The organism is Butyrivibrio sp. LC3010, from assembly GCF_000424385.1.
GTDB lineage: Bacteria > Bacillota > Clostridia > Lachnospirales > Lachnospiraceae > Butyrivibrio.
In genome coordinates this window covers 21,012-46,834 of record NZ_AUJU01000012.1, presented here as the reverse complement: position 1 = coordinate 46,834, position 25,823 = coordinate 21,012, and the positions used below count along the sequence as shown (strand labels likewise).

Here is a 25,823-nt window from a genome sequence, read left to right as displayed (position 1 = left end):
TTTCATGCGAAAGTAGCACATCACGGCCATCTACCCGGTCTTGGCTTATTAACCGTTATTATTCCTGAACTCTCAAGATTTCTAAGAAGCAGTAACCTGGCTTCTCCAACCTTTTCAGGCTTGAGCATATAAAAACTATAGGTTTCTATAAGTGAGAAAAGATTACCTGTTCTTCCTTCAATCTTAAAGTTATTTATTCCCATAGGTACATATTTCTCCCAGATCATCTCCGGTGAAACAAATGTAGAGTATTCCTGGATAGTATAAATACAGTTTTTATCTCCGTATTCGCATGTCCAGGGCTTTATGGGCTTTTGTTTATCCTTGGGAAGCTTTCTGTTCTCAAGGGTTGTTCTCTGATTTATGGCTATATTTTTATAATGGTCTCCTCTGCGCTTACAATCGGGAACGCAGCAGGCGTTTATCAGAACCTCCAGCTTTTCTTTGTGCTGAACCTTCTCCAATAAATCCCATTTATTATTCAGGTTGTAATCAAGAACCACATATTTGTAGTCCTTTTCCATCTCTTTATTCAGTTCTTCAACATCACGGATTTCCTTACATGTGGTACTGTTGAAATGATATGAAGGATATTTTTCCCTGAGATATTTTTCCAGAACTTCAGAAAAAACAAGAACTTCATTCATTCCGTTATCAGCAACCTCCATACAGAAGTTGCAAAAAGGATCGTCCAGATCCTCTTCTGTTAACAGCGGATTAGTAAATGTGTATCTTATCGGTATTCCTTTTGCATTTATGCTTTTAACGACATTTTTAACAAAGCCTGCATCACATTGATCATTTCCTAAGAATCTTCCTCCATTCCACAGTGCAAGTGGGAATGCTCCGAAAAATGATGCGATTTCCACGCCTTCTCTAAAATATTCAGGGTGCTGCTCCATCAGACTTATCCAAAACATATTTAAAGGATAGTTGTAGCGAAGTCCCGGCAGATGAAATTTAACTTTGTTACTCATGGTACTTTACTCCTATTTATAAAAAAATTCCTTAATTTGTGACTCCATGAACGTCTGAATGGACGCTCTGAAATGAGTGGCACATGATTTAGCTTTAAAAAACTGATTAAGCTTATAAAAGGGCGGCCTAAGGATAAGCCGCCCCTCAGATTCTCCACTTATCGAGTTAAGCAGATATTATTTATTTGCTTCGTCAACGTATGACTTCCATGTATCAGCGATAGCTTCTACCTGCTCAGATACAACACAACCAGGTGTGATGTTCCAAATGAAGTCTGCTCCGACATCCATGTTAGGAATCATGCCGTGGTAAGCAACTGTACCGTGCTCAGGCTGAGTCATCATTGTGATTGTCTCATCTACAGATCTTGAATCGAAGATACCGTTACGTGCTGTTGAAATGTTTCCGTTGTAATCCTCGTAGCCTTCAGGCTGGTTTGTCCAAAGATCCCAAGCAAATGCAAGCTTCCAAGCCTTCTCTTCATCATAGCAAGCAGGAATTGCAACCGGGTTGTTTGACCAAACGTTGATGTAATCCTTACCACTAGGTCCCTTAGGGAACATTACGAAACCAACTTCATCATTCATATCCTCAAGGAAGTTACCAGGGCATCCTGCGTACTCATCCTCTACAAGGAATGCTGCCTGACCGTTAAGGAACTGCTCTTTGTAGTAATCCCACTCAGCGCCCTCAGGGTTAGCAACTTCTGCATCATACTTTGTGAACATATCTACTGTCCAGTTAAGAGCCTCAAGAGTCTCAGGATTCTCAAGGTCATATGTGTACTTACCGCTAGCATCCTTACCAACAAGGTCTCCACCGTTTGAGAAGATAGCCTGTGTTGTCATAACACCTTCGTTAAGTGTCATACCGTAAATGTCTATAACACCATCGTTGTCTGTATCTCTCTGAACCTTGGAAAGAAGTTCTTCGAACTTATCCCATGTCCATGAGCCATCAGCCTGCATATCATAAATTGTCTCAGGGTCGATACCTGCATCAGTAAGAATTCTCTTGTTGAAGTATACACCTGTTCTGGGCTCTGAGAAGCCTGCATACATAGCATAAATCTTGCCGTCCTTAGAGAACTGTTCATGGAGAAGATTTCTCTGGAACTTTTCTTTGCTGAAGTCAAGGCAATCAAGTGTAGAAAGATCATACATAAGACCGTTTGCCATAGCAGATGTGATAGCCGGATCAGCACGAAGGACCCAAAGGTAGTTCTCATCACCGCCTGTTGTAGCGTAATCTACGAAATCAGCAGGTGTTGAACCCCAGTCAGAAATAGCCTGCTGTTTGATTGTGAAGTTGTATGTTTCCTGAGCCCAATCTCTGTACTCCTGAAGAGCTTCCTCATAATCGTTAGCGGGTTCAGTCGGGTCGCCTGACCACCAGTCACGGATAATGATTTCCATACCGCCGAGATCGATAGGATTACCATCAGCATCTGTCTTTACTTCATAGAGATCTCCACCCTCAGAAGCTTCTTCAGCATCAGCTTCTTCAGTTTCCTCTGCATCAGCTTCCTCAGCGTCAGCTGTTTCTTCTGCTGCATCAGTTGTCTCTTCTGCTGCTGTTTCTTCTGTAGAAGCAGCTGTCTCTGTCTCAGTTGCTGTATTTGCGTCTGTTCCATTAGAAGCAGCGCCACAACCAACTGCGCTCATTGTCATTGCTGCAAGTGTAATAGCAGCTGTAACTTTTTTGGTTAATGCCCTTTTCATCTTTTTCCTCCTTATAATTGAGATTTATTATCTCTTGGATTGTTATATAGAAGCCATCTGCCCCGGCGCATTCCCGGGTGCAGCCAGAGCAAATGGGCATTCCCTGATAAGAAACTATATTTCTATACTCTTCCACAAATTGTTGTGCAAAGAGATTTTTTTACATCTTGATACCTGTATTAGCAATACTCTCTACGAATGCACGCTGTGCGAAGAGATACAGGATAATCAGTGGCATAATAATCATAAGTGTACCTGTAGCAAGGATACAGTTTGAATATGCAACTGAAACTGTTGTCTTAACTCCGTTAATACGCTGGATATAAGCACCGAGACTATCGATAATTCTTGAAAGGCTTGTGCTTACAAGCTTTGTATTACCAAGGAAAAGTCTTGAGTAAAATCCGTCTGTCCACTGCCATACAAATGCAAACAGGAAGCATGATGTAATAGGTGGCTTAGCCTGAGGAAGCATGATTCTTACGAAGGTCTTAAGCATTCCGCATCCATCAACATAAGCAGCTTCTTCAAGATCAACAGGAAGTCCTTTGAAGAACTGTCTGATAATGAAGATGTACAGACCATTCTTAAGTCCCATACAACCGGCACTCATCAGATAGTAAGGAATAGCTGATCCTCTAAGGTTTAATGTGGTACCTGTTGTAAGCTTTATCAATCCCAATATATCGAAGAATCTGAAATGCAAGTGAAGTGAACTTGCAATTGTCTGCGGAGGTATAAGAATTACCAGAATAACTGCCGCAAACCAAAGCTTTTTAAGCGGGAATTCAAATCTTGCAAAGCCATATCCTACAAGTGTACAAACTGTAATCTGCAGTATTGCTATTGTAAGTGCAATGATTATGGAATTAACAAGAGCCTGACTATAGCTCATAAGCTCTGCAGCAAGTCTGTAGTTAGCTGTAGTGAAATGCTCAGGTATTGCAATAACAATGGGATTGTACAGATCCTGCTCTGTCATAAAGCTGACAGATATTTTGTTTAATATAGGCTGCAGGATCATGAAGCACATTCCAAAAAGAAGAATGAATCTTGCTATGCTCACACCAACGTCCATTATACGCTTTCTTAAAAGATATCCACCGGAAAGTCTGTTTCTTTCCCAGAAATCTTTGTCTGCGTGGACATTCGATTTTATTTTGTTTTCTTTGGCACTCATTTTCTGTGCTAATGCCATATCAGTCATAGTAATAAACTCCCTTCGAGATAACAAGAGATGTAATTCCCACAAATGCAAGTACAACTACGAAATAGATCCAGGACATTGCTGAAGCATTACCATACTGCATCTGCTCAACCATGACCTTCTGTATTTTCTCAATAACGCCGTTGTCTGAACGCATACAGAAATCAACTACAGTGTAAAGCCAGTTAACAAGGAAAAGTGAACTGATCATAGGGAAGGTAATCTTCCAAAGACTCTCCCACTTTGTACATCCCTCAATATCGGCTGCTTCATACATACTTGAAGATATGCTCTGAAGACCTGACAAGAAAATGATGATCTGAATACCTGAAGCAATTGCTACATCATAGATGTTATCGATAACTTCAAATACCTTTTCATAAGCTCTGACACCGATACCTGCTGTACGAAGGATACTCTCCAGGGCAGCTGTTACGCTTACGCCCTGTGTTGACTGCTCAATTGTCTGTGCAAGAGATGCCATCAACTGGTTGTTTGACTCAAGTCCTACGATTACACCTGATGAAAGGATAACCGGCAGGAAGAATATTGCTCTTACCAGTGCACGTCCTTTGAACTTTTGATTCAATATCAAAGCTACAAAGAAACTGAATACGATGATTGCAAGTGAGTAAACTACCATTCTTGAGAGCTCTTCAACCAATAATCTGTTGAACTCTGGGTCTACTCTGAATGCATAAATGTAATTGGTAATTCCAACCCATGTCTCCTTAAAGTCTCCGGCTCCAAGTTCGACGCTGGAAAAACTCATATGCAGTGACTGCCACAGAGGCTTTATCATGAATACCAGAAATCCTATTATGAATGGTGCTATAAAAGCATATCCGGCTTTCGCTTTTCTCTTTTGCAGTCCTACTATTTTCTTCTTTTGCTTCTGCTTTTCCATAAAACCATTTCCTCTCATCTGACAACCAGATAATCTCTGGCAGGAACTGTCTTTCCGTCCGGTGTCTGCGCATCACTATATCCATAGTTAACGTAGACATTTGTTCCATCCGCATACTCTGTACGGGACAAATCTTCTGTTATGTTTTCGTGATCAACCATCTCCTGATTGAAGGTATGTCCGAGTTCTTTGTTATATCTTGTATAGATCTCGATCATCTTATCTTTCCAGGAATCATAGTTTGCACCGTAATATTCGGTGTAAAGTGTCTTCTGTGTTGCAAATGATGTCTCATTCATGAAGGTGAAGTGTAAACCTGCACCATATTCAGCACTGTAAAGAACTTCATTAGCCTGGTTACCACCAATGTTGATGGAATCACCTGTATAATTTACTCTTCCATGAACTGCTATCTGATAGAAAGGTACGCACTGATCAAGTATTGTGTACTCACTGCCTCTAAGATCCATGTCTGTAACCATGCTTGCAAAAGGAACTGCATAGTCATTACCCATGTTGATCATTATCGGTGTGCCTTCACCCTGAATTTTCTTAAGTTCTTCTTCCTGAAGACTCTTAACACTCTGTCTGCTCTGAATATTCTTTCTATAAAAATCTGATGAAAGATCTTTACCTATATCTTTATATGAAACACCTGCACCATATGATGCTGCTGTATCAGCAAACTTATCTGCAATGTTCATAGCCAGCTTTGTATGCAAGAGATAATACAGATGATCTGAGTTTTCTCTCTGAGCATATGTAACATGGCTGTACTCATAAAGCTTAGCCTGATCCTTACTTATAAACTTGGCTGCATCTCTGTAAGAGAAGAATCCATCAAGTAAGTTTGAATCATTTGCATACTGTGTTATACCATCGAGATAAACCTTTGAACCTGTTTCTTCTCCGGTTTTTACAAGGTTCTTCAAGTCATTCTTACTTCCCAGGGCTCCAATGGTTTTAGCTGATTTGAGAAGTCTCTGGTCAACACCACCATTACACCATCCGGTAAGTTTTACTGACATATTCTCAACACCGTTATTGCTAAGATCCTTAACAATGTCGCTTGCTTCTTTGTAGCTTGTAAGCTTAAGAGGTCTCTTAACAGGTATACCAAGTATCTGCTTAACCTTGTCGATTGCTCCTACCACCTCTATAGCTACAGGGGCGCTGGTATCTGAGTTCAATGCCAGGGAATCGCCGTATTTGTTCTGAAGATAAGAACCATATTCCTTAGCCATATCTACATAGCTTCCGGAATTGATAAAGCTGTATCTTCTTGTAAGTGTTTCATCGGGAAGTGAAGGAACATACTCGTATACTTCACTGTTAGCGATATCACCTACGTCATATTTTTCTCTCTGACAAATGCTATATACAGCATTTACATAATTGTAGCTGTTGTTCTTTCCACTTATATCTGCCTGAATTGATGCATAAGGGCTTCCGTCCTCAAGTACACAGATAAAGGAATCATTTCCTTCTGAAACACCGAATACTCCGTAATAAGCTCTGGTATTATGTACTACTGCGTCTCTGCTAAGGCACATATCCCAGCCGTAAACGTTTGTATAGTAGCTGCTCTGTGAAACCTTACCATTATTGAAGTTAATGGTTGCACCGCCACCTTCAGGAACAAACATGTAACCATCCTGTTCACTGTCTCCAGCTCCAAAGTACGGAAGAGGTGTAATTGTGTAAATCGGTGAATCCTTCTTATACTTCAGATCCTGCATAGGTATTTCTACCACAAGATCATTTCCATCAAGCTTGTAAACTACGCTTACATTGAAGATAGGCTTATCTGAGCTGGAAACTGAAAGGTCCTGAGCCTTATCTGCAAGATAGTTATCATAAGTATATCCTGCATCAGCAAAAGCTGTTTCCATCTTCTTTCTGACATTCTCTTTTGTCTTATCTCTAAGAACATAGATTACGTTATCTGCCAGAATAGGGTAGCTGGCAAGAAGCTCATCTTTGTTGTCTTTTTTGCCAAGCTTGTTGATGTCATACTTTTTGTAATACTGCTGGACAAAGTTAACTGAATCCTTATCCATCTTCTCAAACCAGGAATCAAGCTCATCTTTTGTAATAACAGGCGGTATTACATATTCCTTGATCACATCACCCAGTGAGTAGTCAACTCTTATGGAATCACCCTCTGTAGTAATGTTGTAAATCTGGTTTGCTGTACTGTATGCATATGTATTGTATGTTGTTTCAAGTCCTGTAACCACTGAATATGACATGATCAGAGGTGACTGAAGATTTGCTTTTTCCTCAGGTAATGCAATAGCATCATTTGCTGCATTATCGGGATTTGACTTCCACACCTTTCCGGTTTCCTTAACTGTTACGGAAAACTGAGTAGTAAGTGGATCCATCTCCAGTTTCAACTTGTCGTTTTCAATTACTACTGTATCTTCTCCGCCATCATAAGAATACGGTGCGATAGCTTCCTCTGTATCACTGGCATTTTTATGATTTATTATGAAAAGCACGGCAACCAGTATCAAAACACATATGATAACAGGTCCTATCAAGCTTTTTATTACCTGCCGTATTTTTTCGTTCTTCATATTTTTCATGTCTGCTCCCATCCGTAATTCCTATAGTCGGAACAATAATTCCTTACCCAGAGATATAAAATAGGAAACTCCCTGAGATATCATACTGAAGAAAATCATCAGTATGAAGATCATAACAAGCATTGCAAAAAGTGTTGCCACTGTGAATAAAAGGTTTTTTCCTGCTGCATATTCATGAATCTGTCCCATTGCTGCTATAACCAGAAGTGCTGCCCATACAAGCGATATGGTACTTACCATTGCATAGAATTCAGCTTCATCTACAGTAACGAAATTACTGAAAATCATCAGCGGGAACTGGATCAGCGGATATGGCGTAAGTGCATAGCAGGTTGCCATATATACCTGTCCAAGCCTTCCCTTTCCATCGAACAGTGTTGTAAGTCCCCAGTTTCCTAATACCCAAAGAGTTAAAGGGAACAGGATACTTGCTACATACAGGAAGATGTTCAGGTCTTCCCAATAAACTGTCATGAAAATAAAACTTGTATATCTTAGTTTAAGTATTCTTATAAGAACAGTTGCGATTAGTATTGTATTGGCTGCCGCATATGTTCCTCTCTTTTCATGGGTTAAATCCCAGAATCCGTCTAGCGGATGAGAGATGCAATATAATGCAAACTTCAGCGAGTCAATATAACGATCATATTTCTCTTTTGTGATAGCTGCCATTATTTTTCTCCGTCCTGTGTATTCATGAAAATATCTGCAGTGTCAATCTCATGTCTGATTTTCTTAACTCTTCCAATTGTCATTGGTATAAGGAATAGTGCAAGAAGAACCAAAACAATCACTACAATATGATCTTCAACCCATATCTTTCGATACTGCTTATAAGCTTTTGAGTAGTTATCCTCATCATACTTAAGCTCAAAATATCTCATTGCTTCCTTATACTGTTTCTGTCTAAGGAGTGCTCTTCCTATTCCAATATAAGCAAGATCATAGTTGCCGTTCTGCTTCATTACGCTTTCCCAGGATGCACCGGATTCTTCATACTGGCCTTCATCAAACTGATCAATAGCGTTAAATACTGTCTGTCCAAACTCTGTAGGAACATATACTGTAATGGAATTATCAAGGGCATCTACTACATAAAGGTCTTTACCAATGTGGTCAATGGCTGTAGGTCTTCTGAAATAACCGTTCATGTTACCGTTTCCACCAAAGCAGAACACGATATTTCCCTGATCGTCGTATCCGAAGCATCTTCCTCTGTTTCTGTCAAGGCAGACATAAATGTCGTTGTCCATGACAGTTACGTCAGTGAAGATTGAAGGACCTTCGTAACCACCGCCGGATCCCCAGTAGAGATCACCCATTACTCCCCATTCTCCGTTGTTGACGAGAATGTCATTACCTAAGAGGTTAAGCTTTCTTACTGCACAATCAGTATCGGATGCCTTATCCTCATTAAGAGCCATTGTTGCATATATGAAACCTTCATAATCCATGTAAATATTTTCATACTCTGTAGGAACGAAGGATTCCATCTTTGCTCTCTGTTCCTGAGAAGCGAACTTTTTCCAGATATAATCTGTCCAGTCGAATTTTACCTTGGTAGCTCCTACAAATCCTGAAAATGTTCCATCACTCTCATACTTTATAAGACCTTTGTTAATTCCTGTAGCTATGCAATACACACGCCCTGCGGTGTCGATTGCAAGCTTTTTAGGCTGAAATACAAGGCTGGGATCCAAAGTATTGTCGACGGGCTTGTTAAACTCCATAACGTAATTTAAGTCCTTATCAAGCTTTAATACTCTTGCATTTCCCTGATCTGCAATGTAGAAATCCCCTTCTTCAGAAACTGCTACATCTGTGGGATTTGAAAATGTCTTTACATCTGTATTTCCCTCAAATGAATCAATTATTCTGACAACTTCAAGTTTCTCAGCAGAATCTCTCTTTAACTCCAGAATTCTGTTATTTCCACTGTCACAAAGATATATCAGGTCCCCGTATGTGAATATTCCATCAGGATTATTCAAATTTGTATCCAGTCCTAAATCTGAACCGGTAAACACCTTACAAACATTGTAGAAATCGGGACTTTCCTGAACATCTCCCCAGTAATCGTAATTATAGGTGTATCCATATTCACCTGCGTATGCCGTTAAAGGAGTGGCAGTAACTATCATCATTCCCGCAAATATTGCAGCAGCTCCTTTTACGATTTTTTTCATAGTATGCATAACTAACACCTTTCCAAATGTGGTATTTCATCAATCCTTAAGACCTGAACTAGCCATTGTCTCAAGAATCTGACTCTGAGAGAATACAAAGATGATAATCGGAACGATCATTACTACAACCAGTACGGCTGCACCCTGACCTGTTCTTGCAATACCACCACTCTGAATCTGCTGAAGTGCAAATACAAGTGTCTTTTTCTCTTCTGAATAGATAAAGGTTGCTGCTCTGTCATTCCAGAGTCTTTGTACCGAGAAGATGATAAGTGTCATCCATGCGGGTTTAACGTTCGGCATTACTATTCCCGCAAATACTTTCCATTCGTTTGCACCGTCGATCTTAGCTGCCTCAATAAGTGAAGTCGGAAGACCTTCCATGAACTGTTTCATAAGGAAAAGTCCCATAGGTGCTGCGAATGCCGGGATTATTATTGCCCAGTAGGTATCGATCCATCCCAGTTTATTTAATATGATATAGTTCGGGATTGCTGTAACATATCCCGTGAACATCATTGCCACCGTAACGATTTTGAAGAATGTCTGATTTCCCGGGAACTCATACTTAGCAAGTACGAATGCCGCCATAGAGGAAATGATCAGATGTCCAAAAGTTCCTACGAATGTGATAAATACTGTATTAAACAGATATCTTGAGAATGTTACCCATGATTTACCCATTGTTACAAACAAATCTGAGAAGTTATCCATTGTAGGATGCTTAGGGAAAATCGTAGGTGGGAACTTAAACAGTTCATCCAAAGGCTTCAAGGCACTACTTACTGCATACACAATCGGAAATGCCATGATAACAGCCACCAGGATCAGGAACAGATACAGGAAAAAGTCACCCCATATTGATCTGTTAGGTTTCCTCTTTTTAATCAGCTTCTTACGGTAAACCTGTTCTTTTTCTGCTTTTTCAATTTTTTTCTTGGTATTTTCTTTACTCATGTCAGGTTCCCACTCTCCTCAAGAGACTTTGTATTGCTTTGTTGCATAAAATCATCATCAGGAACAGGATAGTTGCTATTGCACAAGCGTATCCCATTTCATATCTCATTGAACCGTAGTCAATAAGGTGTGCTACGATTGTTCTTGCTGCGTAATCCGTACTGGGGAATCCGCAAAGCTGCATAGTTACATCAGCTACGTTAAATGCCTGTGTTATTGACATAACAGCACCGAACATAAGCATCGGCTTCATGTTGGGAAGTGTTATGAACCACAGCTCCTGCCAGCGGTTCTTTACGCCATCCATGTATCCGGCTTCGAACTGTGATTTATCAACGCCCTGAAGACCGGCTACGAAGGAAAGGAATCCGGATCCAAGGCTCATCCATAAGATAACCAGCATACAAATAGGAAGCATATACTGAGGATTTATAAGCCAAAGGATAGGTGTATCAATTATTCCCCACTTCATTAAAAGTGCATTTACATGACCATATGCATCACCTCTGAACAGTACAGAGAAGATAACGAAGCAGTTTCCCGCGATTGACGGTGCATAAAACACCATGACCGCAATACTTCTGACCCATCTTGGTAATTCATTTATCAGCCAGGCAAAAAGGAAGGACATTATGTAACCAAGGGGTCCTGTTACTATCGCAATTATCAAAGTGTTTTTAACACCGACCAGGAAGATATCATCCTGCAGAATCAGGCTGATGTAATTCTGCAGTCCGATAAATCGCGGCGCTTCCAATACGTTGTAATACGTAAAACTAAAGTATATGGATGCCAAAACCGGAAAAATGTAAAACATGGTAAACAAAATCGCGTAGGGTGCAAGAAAGAGATAGCACATTTTTCGATTTTTAGCCTTTTTATATGCCACCTTCGCATTGTGTTTGCGCAAGGTGATATATTTCTGAAGATAATCTTTCATTTTTTTCTCCTAAAAAATTTCTCGTGATGCTGTGCCAATGCCTGCTGTTATTCAAGCGGCATTCCAAACTCTTTCCTCTTCTTCGTAATTTCTTCATCTATGAAGATTGAGTAATCGATGATTGCCTCTCGGGAATCAATCTTATCGTTTATAACCTTACGAATTGCGTTTGCAATATGGCGTCCGGTGAAGTATCCGCCGGGAACCTCTCTGATTCCAACTGTCTGATCCCATTGTGCATCAAGTACTTCTATATCATTTGTGCTCCAGGACAGATTTCTGAATGCATCTCTGTTTGCTGTAGCATATCTTGCTGATGATCCAAGGAGAGCCTCGATTTCTCGACCGAATCTTACCTGTGTATCAGGTTCTGCCCACCACTTCATGAACTCCCATGCATTGTTTCGAAGTTCATCATTCTTTGTCCTTATCATCATTGTCGCACTACCTGTGATGAAGTCTGATCTGTCTATTGATCCGTCAGATTTCTCGGTTCCGGGTATCAGTGTGAAGTCCCATAATCCTCTAATCTCAGGAGCTGATACCATAAGTGTGTTGTATGTTGAATAAGGAGCAACTGCTATAGGCATCTCACCGGATCTGAATCTGCTTACTACATCGTAAATTGTAGGTAGATTGTAATCGTTAAAGTATCTTACATATTCATCAAATGCTTTAACACCGGCTTCTGTATTAACAGTTGTCTTTGTTCCGTTTTCGTTGTACATGTCACCGCCATTCTGATACAGAAGCGAGAAGTACATTGAAAGATCAGGAGCATTTGACATTATTGATGTTGAAGCTGTTGCAGCTCCGCTACTACCTGCTGCAGTAGGAATACCTACTGAAAGGTTGTGTCCCTGAATTGTAGGAAGCATCTCTATGAGCTCCTGCCATGTCTGCGGAGGCTCAAGTCCAAGTTCTTCAAGTACGTCCTTTCTATAGAACATAACATTAAAAGTCTGTGTCTCAGGTACACCATAGATATGTCCGTCAAGTCCATACTGTTCATAAGAACTCTTGGAGTAATGTGCCATAACATCTTCCCAGCCGGGGAACTGAGTAATATCCTCAGCTGCACCACGAAGTGCATAGTTTACAGGCTGGTCAGCGCCTACTGAAAGAACTACATTCGGTCCTCTTCCTGCAAGTACTGCATTAAGAAGTGCATCAGGTGCAACGATTTCTACGTTAACCTTAACTCCGGACTCAGGTGTGAAAGTATCATCAACCATTGACTTAAGGATTGTACCCTGATCACGACCTGTAAGTATCCAAACCTTTACGACCTGATCTTTACTGTTTGCATCATATACATCACCGACTGAGTTATAGTCTACAAAGAATGATGCTACGAAAGATTTGATCTCATGTGCTGACTTGGTAAAGAAATTAGCTTTATCCTTCTTAGGATTAACTCCTGTTCCGGATACTACCAGATAATCTATATCAAGCTTTGTATCACTCATATTAAGTGAAGCTGTACCAAGTGCTGTTATGTTATCCTTAAAGGATACAAACTCAGTAGTTATTTTCTGAGGTTTTTCTACGAATCTCTCAAGCTGCTGTGCTACTGTCTGTGCTGATGCAATCTGATCAGCTTTCTGACCTGTGTACTCGGTCATCTCATCAACTATCCTGTAAAGACGCTTTGATTCAAGATCCATAGCTTCCATAATTTCAGGATATGTCTTTTCAATATGATAATCTCTGTAAATATCAGGATTAACGCCTGTATAAACAAGGATTCTTCTGTAAATCTGGTTAAGTCTGAAGGTTGAATCCTCAAGTTCTTCAAGAATTCCACCGACACCACCAAGTGTAGCTTCAAGTCTTATTTTATGTGTTCCCTTGGTGAGGTAGATGTTGTAAGGTGTTCCATTATCATCTGCAAGTGTCAGACTGTTCCATTCATTCTCAAAGGGGAAGGATACTACACTCAGTTCCTGAAAAGGCACTTCTCCGTCAATCAGAACTTTTCTGCTTGATACTATTCCTCGTGAATAGTTCTGACGTCCCTTTATCATAATGTTGTAAAATCCATCCTCAGGTACATCGAAGTTCCATTCAATCCACTGTCCTGAGCTTCTCCAGGTATCTCCTCCTACATAGTTGAGAACCGTGTGTGTTACGCTATTCGGAACAGTTGTAGGTGATGATCTGTCATATTTTGCATAAAGTGAAGATTCTGATCTTAATGTTGAATCCTCGCCCTGAACTGTCTCTATAAATGTTTTAGCAGCGTCAGATCCTTCTTTTCCGGCATACTCTGCTGAGTACTCTTCGTAAGTTTTTATGGATTCTATTGCCTTAAGTTCGAGGCTTCCAATTAGCATTGGCTCATTTACTGCTTCTAAAGCAAGATCATTATCACCCTGTTCAAAATAGAAGCGATAAGGCTCTGTGATGAATCCCATGTCATCTCTAAAATATGCTGTCTGCCAGTCAAAAACCTCTTTCTGAGTAGGTCTTATTTCATTGCCCTGGTTATCAACCTTTACATCTCCGCCATCTGCCCAGATTCTTGTGAAAGTGATGTTCTTTGCATCTTCAAAAGGTGTTTCTCCATTTATAAGTACTGATCTTTCAGCTGCAACTCCTCTTGATTCAGGAAGATAATAATTTAAATAGAGATTATAAAATCCAGCTTTTGGAACATTGACCTTCCAGGTCACTTTTGATCCTGTTCCGGTATAAAGAGCTTTATCAACATCTCCTTCAGGATTGCTCTCTTCATGAACATCTCCCTCTGCCTGATTATCAAAAACATCAACTTCTATTGACTCAGCCGGTATTTCGGCATCTGCATGGTCATCAAGGTAATTGGTATATGTTCCTGTCCTCTCCATGCCTTCAACGTCTTTTGTCAGGTCAGCACCTTCGTATTTATCATGGAAGGTTTCTATCCCTCTCATCGACAGTAGTACGCTTACCCCAACGATTACTGCCAGAACGACAACTACTAATAAAATTGTTTTGGTATTCTTTTTCATGTTATCCACCAATATCTCTTATTCCGCATTATTTTCTGCAAAAACCCAGAAACACGGTTTAGGCTCATATTTACTATCAAAAAGCAATGGACATTGTGCCTGTCCTGATTTATTACCTCCGCCAACGTTTGAACGGAACTGAAGCCATGAGTACTTATCTATCGTCCCCCAGAACGTCATGCCTGTAACTTTTGCCGCTCCGGAATTCTGCGCTGACTTAAGTGCATAATATAGAAGGTTATATTGCTTTCTTTCCTTTTCATACTCTGCTTCTACTGATTCAGGATCCGAGCTGTCATACTGATCACTTGCTGCCAAATCCCACTCTGTAATCTGTATGTTACCCACAACCTCGCCATAGGCTTTAATAGCATTTTCAAATTCTGTACTTGATGGTCCGGTCACGCTGTAGTGTCCCTGCATACCCATCGCTGTAATTCTTGTTCCCTCTCCCGGAGCACCTTCTTCTGCTTTAACAGCTTTCAGAAGTTCTATGATTCCGCCGCGTTTTTTCGCATCACACTCGTTGTAATCGTTGTAATACAGTTCCAGGCTCTCCGGCGCATACTTATTTGCATATTTAAAAGCATTTATAATGAAGCTTTCATTTTGATATACATGCCACCAACTGGAGTTTCCTCCGTGAGTATCCTGTGAAAGCTCTTCATCAGGTCTCTCTGTATCCGTTCTGTAGGTTCCTGTGGAATCTGAAATTGCTTCATTAACCACATCCCATCCATAAAACAGATCTTTGTACTTGCTATCCTCTCCCACAAAGTGTTCAAGAACTGATTTTATGTACCACTCCTGTCGCTTATCCATAACTTCTGCGGTAACATATGGCTTTTCTTTGTCATAATCTTCATGGAAAAACCACTCAGGTGTCTGGGAATGCCATAAAAGCACATGTCCTCTGACTTGTAACGCTTGATCCGGATGTGTTTCATTCCATTTCAGGATTTTATCCAGGATTTTTTCAGGATTTTTGAAATTCAGCACCGGAACCGTTATTGTCTCTCCGTTTAATTCGGTTTCTTCGGTGCCGGGACAAACCGCATTGCTATAACCAAATAGTGAATCAGGTTTTAACTCATTTCCCAAGGTCACGCAGTTGAAATGCTTTGTTACTATATCCCACACACCTAAATCCCAAGGCTCCTGACCGGTGATCTCACACCCAAACCTGCAATTCATTGCTTTTTCTACACTGTCCTTTAGTGCAGGCACTTGATTCTCCTCGCTCTCTTCGGCATTTACATCAGATGCATCATCCGCTGTTTCCTCAGAAGCTTCTTCCACTTTTTGTGTTTCTTCTATATTAAGTGTGTCTTCATCCGAAGTATTGTCAGCAGCTTCTGTGTCATTGTCATTTGATTCATCAGATGTTGCGTTTAAATTTTCAATTACATTTGCTTCAGCAGTGCTTTTTGAAGTAGGTTGTCCGCAACCTGCACCTATAAGAGCCGCTGTTGCCAGTACAATTGCTGTTCCTACCCCCCGGCGCTTTATAAGCTTATATTTCTTCATGAAATATTCCTCTCTACTACTCAGAATTTGCGAAAACTCTAAAAAGCTTTGCTGTTACTATAGCTTAGACTTTTATGGACTTTTGTGCTTATCACATTTTGCTTTTCCATACGCGCTTATTGCTATATACTATCCAAATTAAAAAGGGGTATTTTATGCATTTTGCACAACTGTGAAATATGGAGAAAAACTTTTATTAATAATTAATTAATAAAGGATACATATTTCATTTATAATAGCAAAATTTGAGAAGCTATTCTATGATTTTTTTCTTCCAAAATCTTGCTTTTTAATGCTCAGTTATTGCTATTATTAAGCCAATTTTTCGTGCAAAATATTGTATGCATTTCACAAAGTTAGGTTTTTACTGCATTTCCGTTTGATACATAAAGCAAGATGTGATAAATTCATAAATTATAAGATTGCTTTTAGCAATTATTGCACATTGGATAATAAAATTTGACTATCAGATATTGTTAATTTTATCGGGGGAATTATGAAGAACAAAAAAGAAAATCTAAACCTTGACTTCTATCACCAGAACACGGACTTTCGAAACAGAGTAATGGTTGCAGAGAAGGAAAACAGTATTTTTCCCAAGGATGCATCCGTAAGAATCTGGTATAACGTGCAAACAAGTGATTATCTTCCTCACTGGCATGATGCTATGGAAGTAATTATTCCGATTGAAAACTATTATGATGTAGAAATTGACAACAAACCTCATCATGTATTGCCAGGCGAAATCCTTATGATTTCCCCAAGAAAAATGCATCATCTTCACGCTCCTAAAAGCGGTGCCCGTTTTGTATGTCTTTTTAATGTAGATTTCTTCTCACAGGTAAAGGATTACACCGGTATGCTATTTGTAAAGGACAGCTGCATACATATTACACCTGAGACTTACGCTCCTGTTTACAGTGAAATTTACGATCTGTTTACACAGATATGGAATGAATACTTTCAAAATACAGAATTTTATGAATTCGCTATATATGCAAACCTTTTGCAGGCATTCACTCTTTTGGCAAGATGCCAGCTTAACCAGATACATCTGTTTACCGAGAGCAGTCCTAATAAGCGAAGAGATTATTTTGCCAGATTAAATGGTGTTTTGGAATATATTGACAATCATTACACTGAGGATTTAACACTTGATGAAGTAGCAGCTTATAGTGGTTTCTCAAAATTCCATTTTACAAGATTATTCAAGGAATACATGAACAGCACTTTCTATGATTATTTAATTGGCCGTCGCATAAAAGCATCCGAAATACTACTTTCACAGAATGACCTTTCAATAACAGATGTTGCATTACAAGCAGGTTTTTCGAGCATTTCGACCTTTAATCGTACCTTTAAGGCTAAAAAAGGCTGTACTCCCGGAGAATATCGTGCTCTTTTCAGAAAAAACAAATATGGATCCCACGAAAATAACCTGGCTATTGAAGATCAGGTAGCTACAAGAATTATTTAACAGAGCATCAGAATAATCTGCGCATAAGTTTTATCTATATCGAAACGGTCTATAATTCAGGAAATCCAAGAGGTTTTCCTGAATTATAAAAAGAACGAGGTGTACATCAGTACACCTCGTATTTAAATTCGGAAAAAGCTGCTGTTCCGCCTGTTTTCTTTGTACTTAACATAAATAATGCAAATCTGCATCCCACAAAATGTGCCAGTGTAAACTGTAAACTTTTTGAGAACGGTAAAGGTCTGAATTCTTTTTCAGATAATCTTCTCCAAAATACTGTTGTATTTCCTACAGGAGCGAATGTATTAGCATCAATTCTAAATGCAAAAGCCTTATCATTCCCAAGTAGTTCTCTTACTTTCACCACTTCTTCCCCATTTTCTTTAGATACAAGAAGTAGTACATTCTTACCATTCTGTTTTTCTATCGCAAGATAGCAATACTCTTCGCATAGCACGCCAAGTCCGGCTCTGTCACCATCTTTCAGTTTTTCAGTATTTACAATAACACTTGCTCTGCTTCTTGGAAGAGTCATTCGCTGTGTCAAAGTGTTTATAGCCTGATCAAATTTATCACAGATCCTGTCAGTGGAAATAAGCAGTTCTCTCTTTTTGGTATCCTGTTTAACCAAAGAAATCTCCGGCTGATGATTCCATTGCCAAAAACTCTTCATTCCAAAGCTGTCAAATTCTTCATCTTCGACGGTTCTGCCATCTTCGGAATTATTAAATGAGCCTTTTTTGCTAAAATCATCGCTTCCTGCAAGAGACATATATTCATGATCAGGTTTCGTATTACAGATTTCTATTTCTGAGGGCAGCTTTCCATTTTCTTCTATATAAGGTGTAGCTCCTCTCCAGCGAAGCGGAAGCAAAAATGGTGTTCTTCCAACTCCTCCTCTATCCTGGAAAAGCATTGTAAACCAATGTCCATCCGGGGTATCTACGATTCCCCCCTGAGCTACTCCCTGTCCAAAATATCCCATATCATCACAGAATAGCTCACCACCATGAAATTCTCCATCCAGCGAAGAAGCCATAAAATAGTTCTGAGTCCTCATCCATCTTGTCGGAAGTGAATGAATCAGGAAAAGATAATATTTTTCATTTATTTTATAAAAATGACATCCTTCATATGATAAAAGGTTATTATCCTCTTCCTTTACCAATGTTCTTTGAAGTCCGCCTTTTTTTGGCCCTTTAAGTTCACTATCGAGCTCTACCAGTTTTATTTCCCGATTGCCATAAGCAATAAAAACTCTGTCTTCATCAAATAAAATACTCGCATCATGATAAAAACCTTCAATATATTGCTTTTTCCACGGTCCATTTATGGATTCAGCCTTATATAAATATGTCTTATGAGTATCATTCGCGCAAAAGCTTAAGTAAAAACAATTGTTATGAAATCTCAAGCATGGAGCCCACATTCCTTTTCCATAAATATTCTGTCCATTTTTTAAGCATTGTCCTTCCGTATCATCCAGACGATCGTACACATAGGCCGCATGCTCCCAATGTAAAAGATCATATGACCTGAGTATCTCGCATCCCGGAAAAAAATGCATAGTAGTTGATGCCAAATAATATGTATCCCCCACCCGTATTACGTCCGGATCAGGATAATCCATCGGTATTACGGGATTTATTGTCCCCAAAGAAATCTTTTCTTTAATCATTTTACAAATCTCCATGCCATAACATCATAATCTGATCCCGCAAATGCAAAATAGATATCATGAACACCTTCCGGCACACTATCAAGTGTTACAAACACGTCTTCCATCTCGTTGTTGGTTTTTTCAACCGGTACATAAGCCAAAACCTGTCCGTCAATTGAGTCAAGGCTTATTCTGATGGCTCCGGTTCCACGACTTCTCAGCTTTACACAAATTTCGAACGGGTAGTGATATCCAAAATCAGCACCACTTATACTGCTCCAGCTTCCATCACTAATTCCGGAAAGGATCATATCACCTGAACCATGTTTAATGGCCTCATCTCCAAACTGAACAGTTGTAAGTCCGGCTGAATTCGACATTGTAACTGCTTTGACATCTTCATAAGGATCAAGATAAGCTACCTGTTTAACTCCTTGTCTTGTTCCTATTGAAACAGAAGGACCTCCATCCTTGATATCAAGAACATCAACATTTGTACTTCTGTATCCTCCATCCATTCCCATTGCTTTTTCAAGAATTCTTGAATGATATGTTATATACCACTGATTCTTGAACTCAAACATACAATGATGGTTATTACCGCCAAGCCCAAAGAAGTGCTCAGGATTCTTAAGAATCGGTCTGTATGGTTCAAACGGTCCCATCGGGGAATCAGAAACAAGTGTTACTATTTCTCCCTGCTGATATCCGAGCTTTTCCTCCGCTTCAGGAGTCATACTGAAATTTGAGCAATATGAATAGTAATATTTATTTCCTATTTTATTTATTCCTGAATCTTCAAATAAGTAAGCAACATTTTCTATAGGCTGTGGATTGCCATCAAGGCTTATCATGTCTTTACCAAGCTTTACAACTCTTGCTGTGCCGGGGTTTGCCGCTTTATCCGGGCTCGGAACTCCGCCTCCAACATAAAGATATGAGCTTCCGTCATCATCCATAAGCACTGCCGGATCAAAAAGCCATGTTACTTCTGCACAATTAGGTGTTTCTCTTGAAATCAGCGGTCCGTCCAGAGGATCTGTAAATGGACCTACAGGGCTGTCTGCAGTAAGAACAGCTATCCCATTGCCATTATTAGCAAAATATAAGAAGAATTTGTCTTTACCGTCTATTTTCTTATACGCTGCCGCAGGAGCCCATGAATTTGCTCCCCACTTTGCTGCACCTGTACAGGAAGCCGCATAGATTGTGCCGTGATCTGTCCAGTTAACAAGATCACTTGATGAAACTACATTAATAGTATTTATGTTTCCATAAGTGTTTTCTTTTAATTCACCCTGCTCGTTATAAACAGGATCATCTCCTGTCATATATAAATAAACTCTGCCATCATAAACAATTGCATACGGATCTGCTCCAAATCGCTGTGTCATTACAGGATTGTGATCTCCCTGCGCCTTAGCAGCTTCACAGGGCTGGATCTGTTCAAAGATTTCTTCCATTGTCTGCTTCTCGATTACTTGCATTATTACCTCCCGAATCTTGCGAAATGTGCAAAATCCAATATTTATCCCAATCTAATGTAATTCTATTGATATTAATCACTTCTTTCCACAAACTAATTGCCAAGTTTTTTGCACAAATTGCGTAGTACATAGCAATCTTTAAAAACGAAATAGCAAGATTCGCATAGACCATGCAAAACACAAATCGTTAAAATTTAAGAAGAAATAGAGAATTATTAGGTTTTAATCTAACTTATGGAGGATAAAGCAAATGCTAAGAGAGACAAAAGTAGAAAACGGAGCCCTGCGCGGATTACCGGGCTCAGACCCTAGAATAACAGTATACAAGGGAATTCCCTTTGCAGCTCCGCCTGTTGATCAAAACAGATGGAGAGCACCCCAGCCCTGTAAGGATTGGGATGGAGTATTAAATGCCTTTGAATATGGTCCTATATCAGTCCAGGATACTCCGGGACTTGGAACCGACATATATTGCAAAGAATGGCATGTTGACCCGGAAATACCCATGAATGAAGACTGTTTATACCTTAATGTATGGACACCGGCAAAGAAAACTGATGAAAAGCTCCCAGTTCTTGTGTGGTATTTTGGTGGCGGTTTTCAGTGGGGATATACAGCTGAAATGGAATTTGATGGTGAAAAGCTTGCAAGACGTGGCATAGTTGTTGTAAGCGTAAACTACAGATTAAATTTATTCGGTTTCCTTGCACATCCTGAAATTACCAAAGAAGCTCCTGATGCTCCCGGCAACTTTGGTCTGCTCGACCAAAAAGCAGGTCTTGAGTGGGTATATAAGAATATTGCTGCTTTCGGTGGTAATCCGGAACAGATTACTATAGCCGGACAATCAGCAGGTGGCGGCAGTACAATGCATCAACTTGCATGCGAAGATAATTTCAATAAAATAAAGGGTGCTGTAGTATTCAGCGGAATGATACATAACCCAAAGCAAACAGATGATATTTTTAGACCTCTCGACCTTGCCGGCGCTGAAAAGAAAGGAGAAGAATTCTTTGAATTTCTTGGAGTGAGCTCACTGGAAGAAGCAAGAAAAATTGACTCAGAAACCTTAAAAGCCAAATATGGAGAATATGCTGCTTCACATCCTCGTATGTTCCCTATTCAGGATGGTGTATTTTGTAAAAAAGATCCTGCTGTATTATTTATGGAAGGAAAAAATGCACCGGTTCCCGTAATATCCGGAAACACCTCAGATGAATTCCAGATTGACGGCGAGAGCAGTGTTGAGTTATCCGTCAAAACAGTATTTTTAAATGCTGAGAAAAATGGCAGAAACCAGAATCACTACTATTATAGATTCGATCCTGATATCCCCGGCGATGATACCCCCGGTACTTTCCATTCAGTAGACCTTTGGTTTTTCTTCGAATCACTGGGCAAATGCTGGAGACCTATGCAGGGCCGCCATTTTGCACTTGCAAGACAGATGTGCGATATGTTTGCTAATTTCATAAAAACCGGAGATCCAAACGGAAAAGGATGGGATAACAACGAATTACCTCGCTGGGAACCCTACACTGATAAAAACCGTGCCGAAATGATCTTTGATGGAAGAGGCGCTACCCTTCAGAAAGAAGGTGGAATCAGATTAGGTATCACAGGTAAGAAGCAGGCATTGAATCCGTATCTGCCTTCATGGGAATATATTCCGGATGGCGAACCATATGTATTTAATAACAGAGTATATGTTTATGGATCTCATGACATTTACAATGGAGAAACCTTCTGTCTTGGAGATTATGTTTGCTGGTCAGCTCCTATAGATAATCTCGGTGACTGGCACTATGAGGGAGTGATTTATCCGAAAACTGCTGATCCTCTCAACAAAGATGGTCGTATGTGCCTGTATGCACCTGATGTTACAGTTGGTCCAGACGGCAGATATTACCTGTATTATGTCCTTGATAAAGTATCAGTAGTTTCTGTTGCAGTATGTGATACTCCTGCAGGAAAATATGAATTCCTTGGTTATGTTCATTATCCTGATGGAACCAGACTTGGAGAAAAAGAAGGTGATGAACCACAGTTTGATCCCGGTGTTCTTACAGAAAACGGAAAAACATATCTTTTCACAGGTTTCTGTGGTCAGGGCGATAAGAGCAGATCCGGTGCAATGCTGACTGTCTTGGGTGAAGATATGCTCACAGTAGAAAAAGCTCCCAAAATAGTCGCTCCCGGCAGTTGTTATAGCCAGGGAACAGAATATGAAGGACACGCCTTCTTTGAAGCCCCTTCAATACGTAAAAAGGATGACAAATACTTCTTTATTTATTCATCCGAAGTTATGCATGAGCTTTGCTATGCTACTTCAGACTCACCGGAAGGTCCTTTTAAGTATGGTGGCGTAATAGTCAGTAACTGCGATCTGCACATCGATTCCTACAAAGATGCAGATATAGCCATGGCAGCCGGCGCAAATAATCATGGAAGTATGGTCCAGATTGGCGATTCCTGGTATATTTTCTATCACAGGCACACCAATAACACATGGTATTGCAGACAAGGTTGCGCAGAGAAATTGAACTTCAATGAAGATGGCAGCATTATTCAGGCAGAGATAACATCCTGTGGATTAAACGGAAAACCTTTATCTGATTATGGTGAATATCCATCATATATTGCATGTAATCTCTTTACAGATGAACATGCTGTTTATGTTGGTACAAACGGTCCCAGAATTGTACAGGACGGCGGTGATGGTGATCCTAACATCGGATATATCAGGCAGCTCTCCAATAACTCAACCGCAGGATTTAAGTACTTTGATATGAAAAATGTCAATGGTTTAAGAATACAGACCAGAGGCTATTTTAATGGAAAAGCTCAGGTTAAAACCGCTTGGAATGGAGAAGTTCTTAGTGAAATAGAAATAGAAAACCAAAATATCTGGACAGTGGGAGAATGCTCATTTGCTCCCATAACAGGTGTTAATGCGCTTTATCTGACATTTGTAGGAAACGGAAGCTGCTCTCTTAAAAGCTTCGAATTCTTACACTAAATAAAAGAAAACCTGTAAAATGCTCCGCTAGGAAAAAACACCATAGCGGAGCGCTTTTTTCTTTAGGAAATCCAACGGAATTTTCTAAAAGAAAAAAAGTCACGACATTGGGGAATGCCGTGACTTTTTAAGTAGATCACTTGGTGAGATTTTTTCTCTCCTATTTATTTCTACGCTTATTTTAAAAGAGTAAGTATTTAAAGATTCTTGAACACTTTTTCCTTATTGCGTTCAAGAAGTCATACTTCGTACATCAGCCCTTTACACCACCAAGTGTAACACCGCCAACGATGTATCTTGAAAGAAGAAGATATACTACAATAACCGGGAAGATTGAAAAAGCAATCATTATATAAACCTGTCCCATGTCAAACTTCAGCCAATCTGCAGCACGAAGCTGTGCAATCAAAATGGGAAGTGTCTTTTTTGTATCTGTGTGAAGTACAAGTGCAGGTGTAAAGTAATTATTCCAGCTGCTTACAAATGTGAAAATAGCCTGAACTGCAATGGCAGGTTTCATAAGCGGAAGCACAATACTGTTAAATGTTCTGAACTCACCCGATCCATCAATTCTCGCTGCCTCAATAAGTGAAAGAGGAAGTGTAGATTCCATGTACTGTTTCATATAAAAGAATACAGAAGGAGCTGCAATAGCAGGAATTGTAAGCGGAACAAATGAATCATCGAGCCCCATCTTGCCAATTAATTGCAGGAATCCAAGTGCAGTAACCTGTGCAGGAATCATCATAATCATAAGTATAAATGTGAACATAAAGTTCTTAAACTTGAAGTCATATGCATGTATTGCATATGCTGTCATTGTTGAGAAATATGTTGACAGTACAGCTGTAACAACTGCTATGAAAAGTGAATTGAAAATGCCATTAAATATCGGTAATGTACCATTTTTCAAATTTGTCCAGTTCTCTAAGATATGTGTGCTGGGTATTGCAGTAAATCCTGCACTTAATTCCTGATGCGATCTGGTTGAATTGATAAAAAGAATATAGAACCAGAATAAGCACAGAAATGATACCAATCCAAGTACAACATATGCAATTATTCTTCTGGCTTGTATAGAAGCTCCATTTTCCTTCTGACCCGCCACTAAGCTTGTATTCATTTCTAAAACGCCCATATTAGCTGACATATATTTTTCCTCTCTAAATCATTAAATAACAACAGTGATTTATGCCTTATTTTTGCTTCTCTTCTTTTCAACCTTATCGGAAGCAGTAAACTTAAATACTATAAGACTGAGAATTCCGGTAATGATGAACATAAATACTGAAAGTGCACCACCAAGTCCATAGTTCTTACTGAACAGATGCTTATTAAGATACATAATAAGTGTCATTGAAGAACGCATAGGATCTCCGGTTCCGTTTGTAAGAATCTGAGGAACATCGAACATCTGAAGTCCGCCAATAAGTGATGTAATCATAACAAAAACAAGAATAGGTCTAAGCAGCGGCAATGTAATTTTATAGAAAATCTGAGTAGCGGTTGCTCCGTCAACCTGAGCTGCTTCAAAGAGCGAGGGATCAATGCCCATCATACCAGCCATCAGCAGAATAGTCGTATTACCGAACCACATAACGCAGTTCATAAATGCTACAAGTGAACGAACCGACCATACATGAGACATAAACTGATATGCTTCCTTTATAACACCAAGCTGCAAGAGCAGGGAGTTTATCGGTCCTGTGTTTGCAAATAATGTAAAGAACAGCATTGAAAATGCAGATGCCATAATAAGGTTAGGCATATATATAACTGTCTTGAAAAATGCCTGTCCTTTAAGTCTAAGGGAAGGATCTGTGAACCATGCGCCAAGAAGCAGAGAAAGAATAATCTGCGGAACAAAGCCCATAACCCACATGATAAGTGTATTAACAAGATAAGTTGGCAGATCGCCATTAGTGATTATAGTAACGTAATTTTTAAGTCCTACAAAATTCGGTCCAATCTGAGTAAGACCTGAACGATAATTTTCGAAAAATGAATTATAAACTGTAGTTACCAAAGGTATCATTTGGAAAACAAGGTAAACAACTACAAAAGGAATCAGGAAAATATATCCCCATTTATTGTAGCTTACTACTTTACTCTTTTTTTTCATAAGCATCCTCTTTTCTATCTACACCTCAATAAATATGAGGGTTTTGGATAA

17 protein-coding genes are annotated in these 25,823 nt (G+C 39.6%); 2 read left to right on the top strand and 15 right to left on the bottom strand.

Annotated elements, in window-relative coordinates:
- Window positions 1-20: 20 nt before the first annotated feature.
- The 11 genes from G622_RS0110330 to G622_RS0110280 form a co-directional block, all read right to left on the bottom strand.
- Window positions 21-977 (bottom strand): hypothetical protein, encoded by a 957-nt coding sequence (locus tag G622_RS0110330; protein WP_026510660.1) that lies wholly within the window; start codon window positions 975-977, stop codon window positions 21-23.
- A gap of 177 nt (window positions 978-1,154) precedes the next feature.
- The gene (locus tag G622_RS0110325) at window positions 1,155-2,699 is read right to left on the bottom strand and encodes an ABC transporter substrate-binding protein (RefSeq protein ID WP_026510659.1); all 1,545 of its coding nucleotides are present in this window, start codon (window positions 2,697-2,699) and stop codon (window positions 1,155-1,157) included.
- Between the two features lie 160 nt (window positions 2,700-2,859).
- Window positions 2,860-3,906, bottom strand: coding sequence for a carbohydrate ABC transporter permease (locus tag G622_RS0110320; RefSeq protein WP_242832990.1), 1,047 nt, complete (start codon window positions 3,904-3,906; stop codon window positions 2,860-2,862).
- Window positions 3,899-4,813 (bottom strand): carbohydrate ABC transporter permease, encoded by a 915-nt coding sequence (locus tag G622_RS0110315; protein WP_026510657.1) that lies wholly within the window; start codon window positions 4,811-4,813, stop codon window positions 3,899-3,901. The genes G622_RS0110320 and G622_RS0110315 overlap by 8 nt, the downstream gene beginning before the upstream one ends.
- 14 nt (window positions 4,814-4,827) lie before the next feature.
- Window positions 4,828-7,395 carry a DUF5696 domain-containing protein gene (locus G622_RS0110310; RefSeq protein WP_155831457.1) on the bottom strand — a complete coding sequence of 856 codons (2,568 nt, stop codon included), beginning with the start codon at window positions 7,393-7,395 and terminating at the stop codon, window positions 4,828-4,830.
- Window positions 7,396-7,425: 30 nt separating this feature from the next.
- Window positions 7,426-8,076 carry a YIP1 family protein gene (locus G622_RS0110305; protein WP_026510655.1) on the bottom strand — a complete coding sequence of 217 codons (651 nt, stop codon included), beginning with the start codon at window positions 8,074-8,076 and terminating at the stop codon, window positions 7,426-7,428.
- Window positions 8,076-9,590: a hypothetical protein gene (locus tag G622_RS0110300; protein WP_196814201.1), complete on the bottom strand. Its 1,515-nt coding sequence runs from the start codon at window positions 9,588-9,590 to the stop codon at window positions 8,076-8,078. The genes G622_RS0110305 and G622_RS0110300 overlap by 1 nt, the downstream gene beginning before the upstream one ends.
- A gap of 39 nt (window positions 9,591-9,629) precedes the next feature.
- Window positions 9,630-10,547: a carbohydrate ABC transporter permease gene (locus G622_RS0110295; RefSeq protein WP_081675264.1), complete on the bottom strand. Its 918-nt coding sequence runs from the start codon at window positions 10,545-10,547 to the stop codon at window positions 9,630-9,632.
- A 1-nt stretch (window position 10,548) separates the two neighbouring features.
- Window positions 10,549-11,487 (bottom strand): carbohydrate ABC transporter permease, encoded by a 939-nt coding sequence (locus G622_RS0110290; RefSeq protein ID WP_026510652.1) that lies wholly within the window; start codon window positions 11,485-11,487, stop codon window positions 10,549-10,551.
- Window positions 11,488-11,534: 47 nt separating this feature from the next.
- A complete protein-coding gene (locus G622_RS0110285; protein WP_049945791.1) occupies window positions 11,535-14,480 on the bottom strand; it encodes an extracellular solute-binding protein in 2,946 nt (981 codons plus the stop codon).
- Between the two features lie 18 nt (window positions 14,481-14,498).
- Window positions 14,499-16,007, bottom strand: a complete 1,509-nt coding sequence (locus G622_RS0110280; RefSeq protein WP_026510650.1) for an endo-1,4-beta-xylanase — start codon at window positions 16,005-16,007, stop codon at window positions 14,499-14,501.
- A 496-nt stretch (window positions 16,008-16,503) separates the two neighbouring features.
- Between G622_RS0110280 and G622_RS22495 the strand changes: the two genes are divergently transcribed.
- Window positions 16,504-17,484: a helix-turn-helix domain-containing protein gene (locus G622_RS22495; protein WP_049945790.1), complete on the top strand. Its 981-nt coding sequence runs from the start codon at window positions 16,504-16,506 to the stop codon at window positions 17,482-17,484.
- 106 nt (window positions 17,485-17,590) lie between these two features.
- On the opposite strand, the gene G622_RS0110270 is transcribed toward G622_RS22495, so the two are convergent.
- The gene (locus G622_RS0110270; protein ID WP_026510649.1) at window positions 17,591-19,162 is read right to left on the bottom strand and encodes a glycoside hydrolase family 43 protein; all 1,572 of its coding nucleotides are present in this window, start codon (window positions 19,160-19,162) and stop codon (window positions 17,591-17,593) included.
- Window positions 19,159-20,631, bottom strand: a complete 1,473-nt coding sequence (locus G622_RS22490; RefSeq protein ID WP_081675263.1) for a glycoside hydrolase family 43 protein — start codon at window positions 20,629-20,631, stop codon at window positions 19,159-19,161. Before G622_RS22490 ends, G622_RS0110270 begins: the two co-directional genes overlap by 4 nt.
- A gap of 250 nt (window positions 20,632-20,881) precedes the next feature.
- Here G622_RS22490 and G622_RS26870 point away from each other — a divergent pair, with 250 nt between their 5' ends.
- Window positions 20,882-23,650 (top strand): carboxylesterase family protein, encoded by a 2,769-nt coding sequence (locus tag G622_RS26870; RefSeq protein ID WP_330363597.1) that lies wholly within the window; start codon window positions 20,882-20,884, stop codon window positions 23,648-23,650.
- 253 nt (window positions 23,651-23,903) lie between these two features.
- On the opposite strand, the gene G622_RS0110255 is transcribed toward G622_RS26870, so the two are convergent.
- Both G622_RS0110255 and G622_RS0110250 read right to left on the bottom strand, forming a co-directional pair.
- Complete coding sequence (locus G622_RS0110255) at window positions 23,904-24,773, bottom strand: carbohydrate ABC transporter permease (protein ID WP_026510647.1); 870 nt, start codon at window positions 24,771-24,773, stop codon at window positions 23,904-23,906.
- 66 nt (window positions 24,774-24,839) lie between these two features.
- Complete coding sequence (locus G622_RS0110250; RefSeq protein WP_026510646.1) at window positions 24,840-25,772, bottom strand: carbohydrate ABC transporter permease; 933 nt, start codon at window positions 25,770-25,772, stop codon at window positions 24,840-24,842.
- Window positions 25,773-25,823 lie beyond the last annotated feature (51 nt).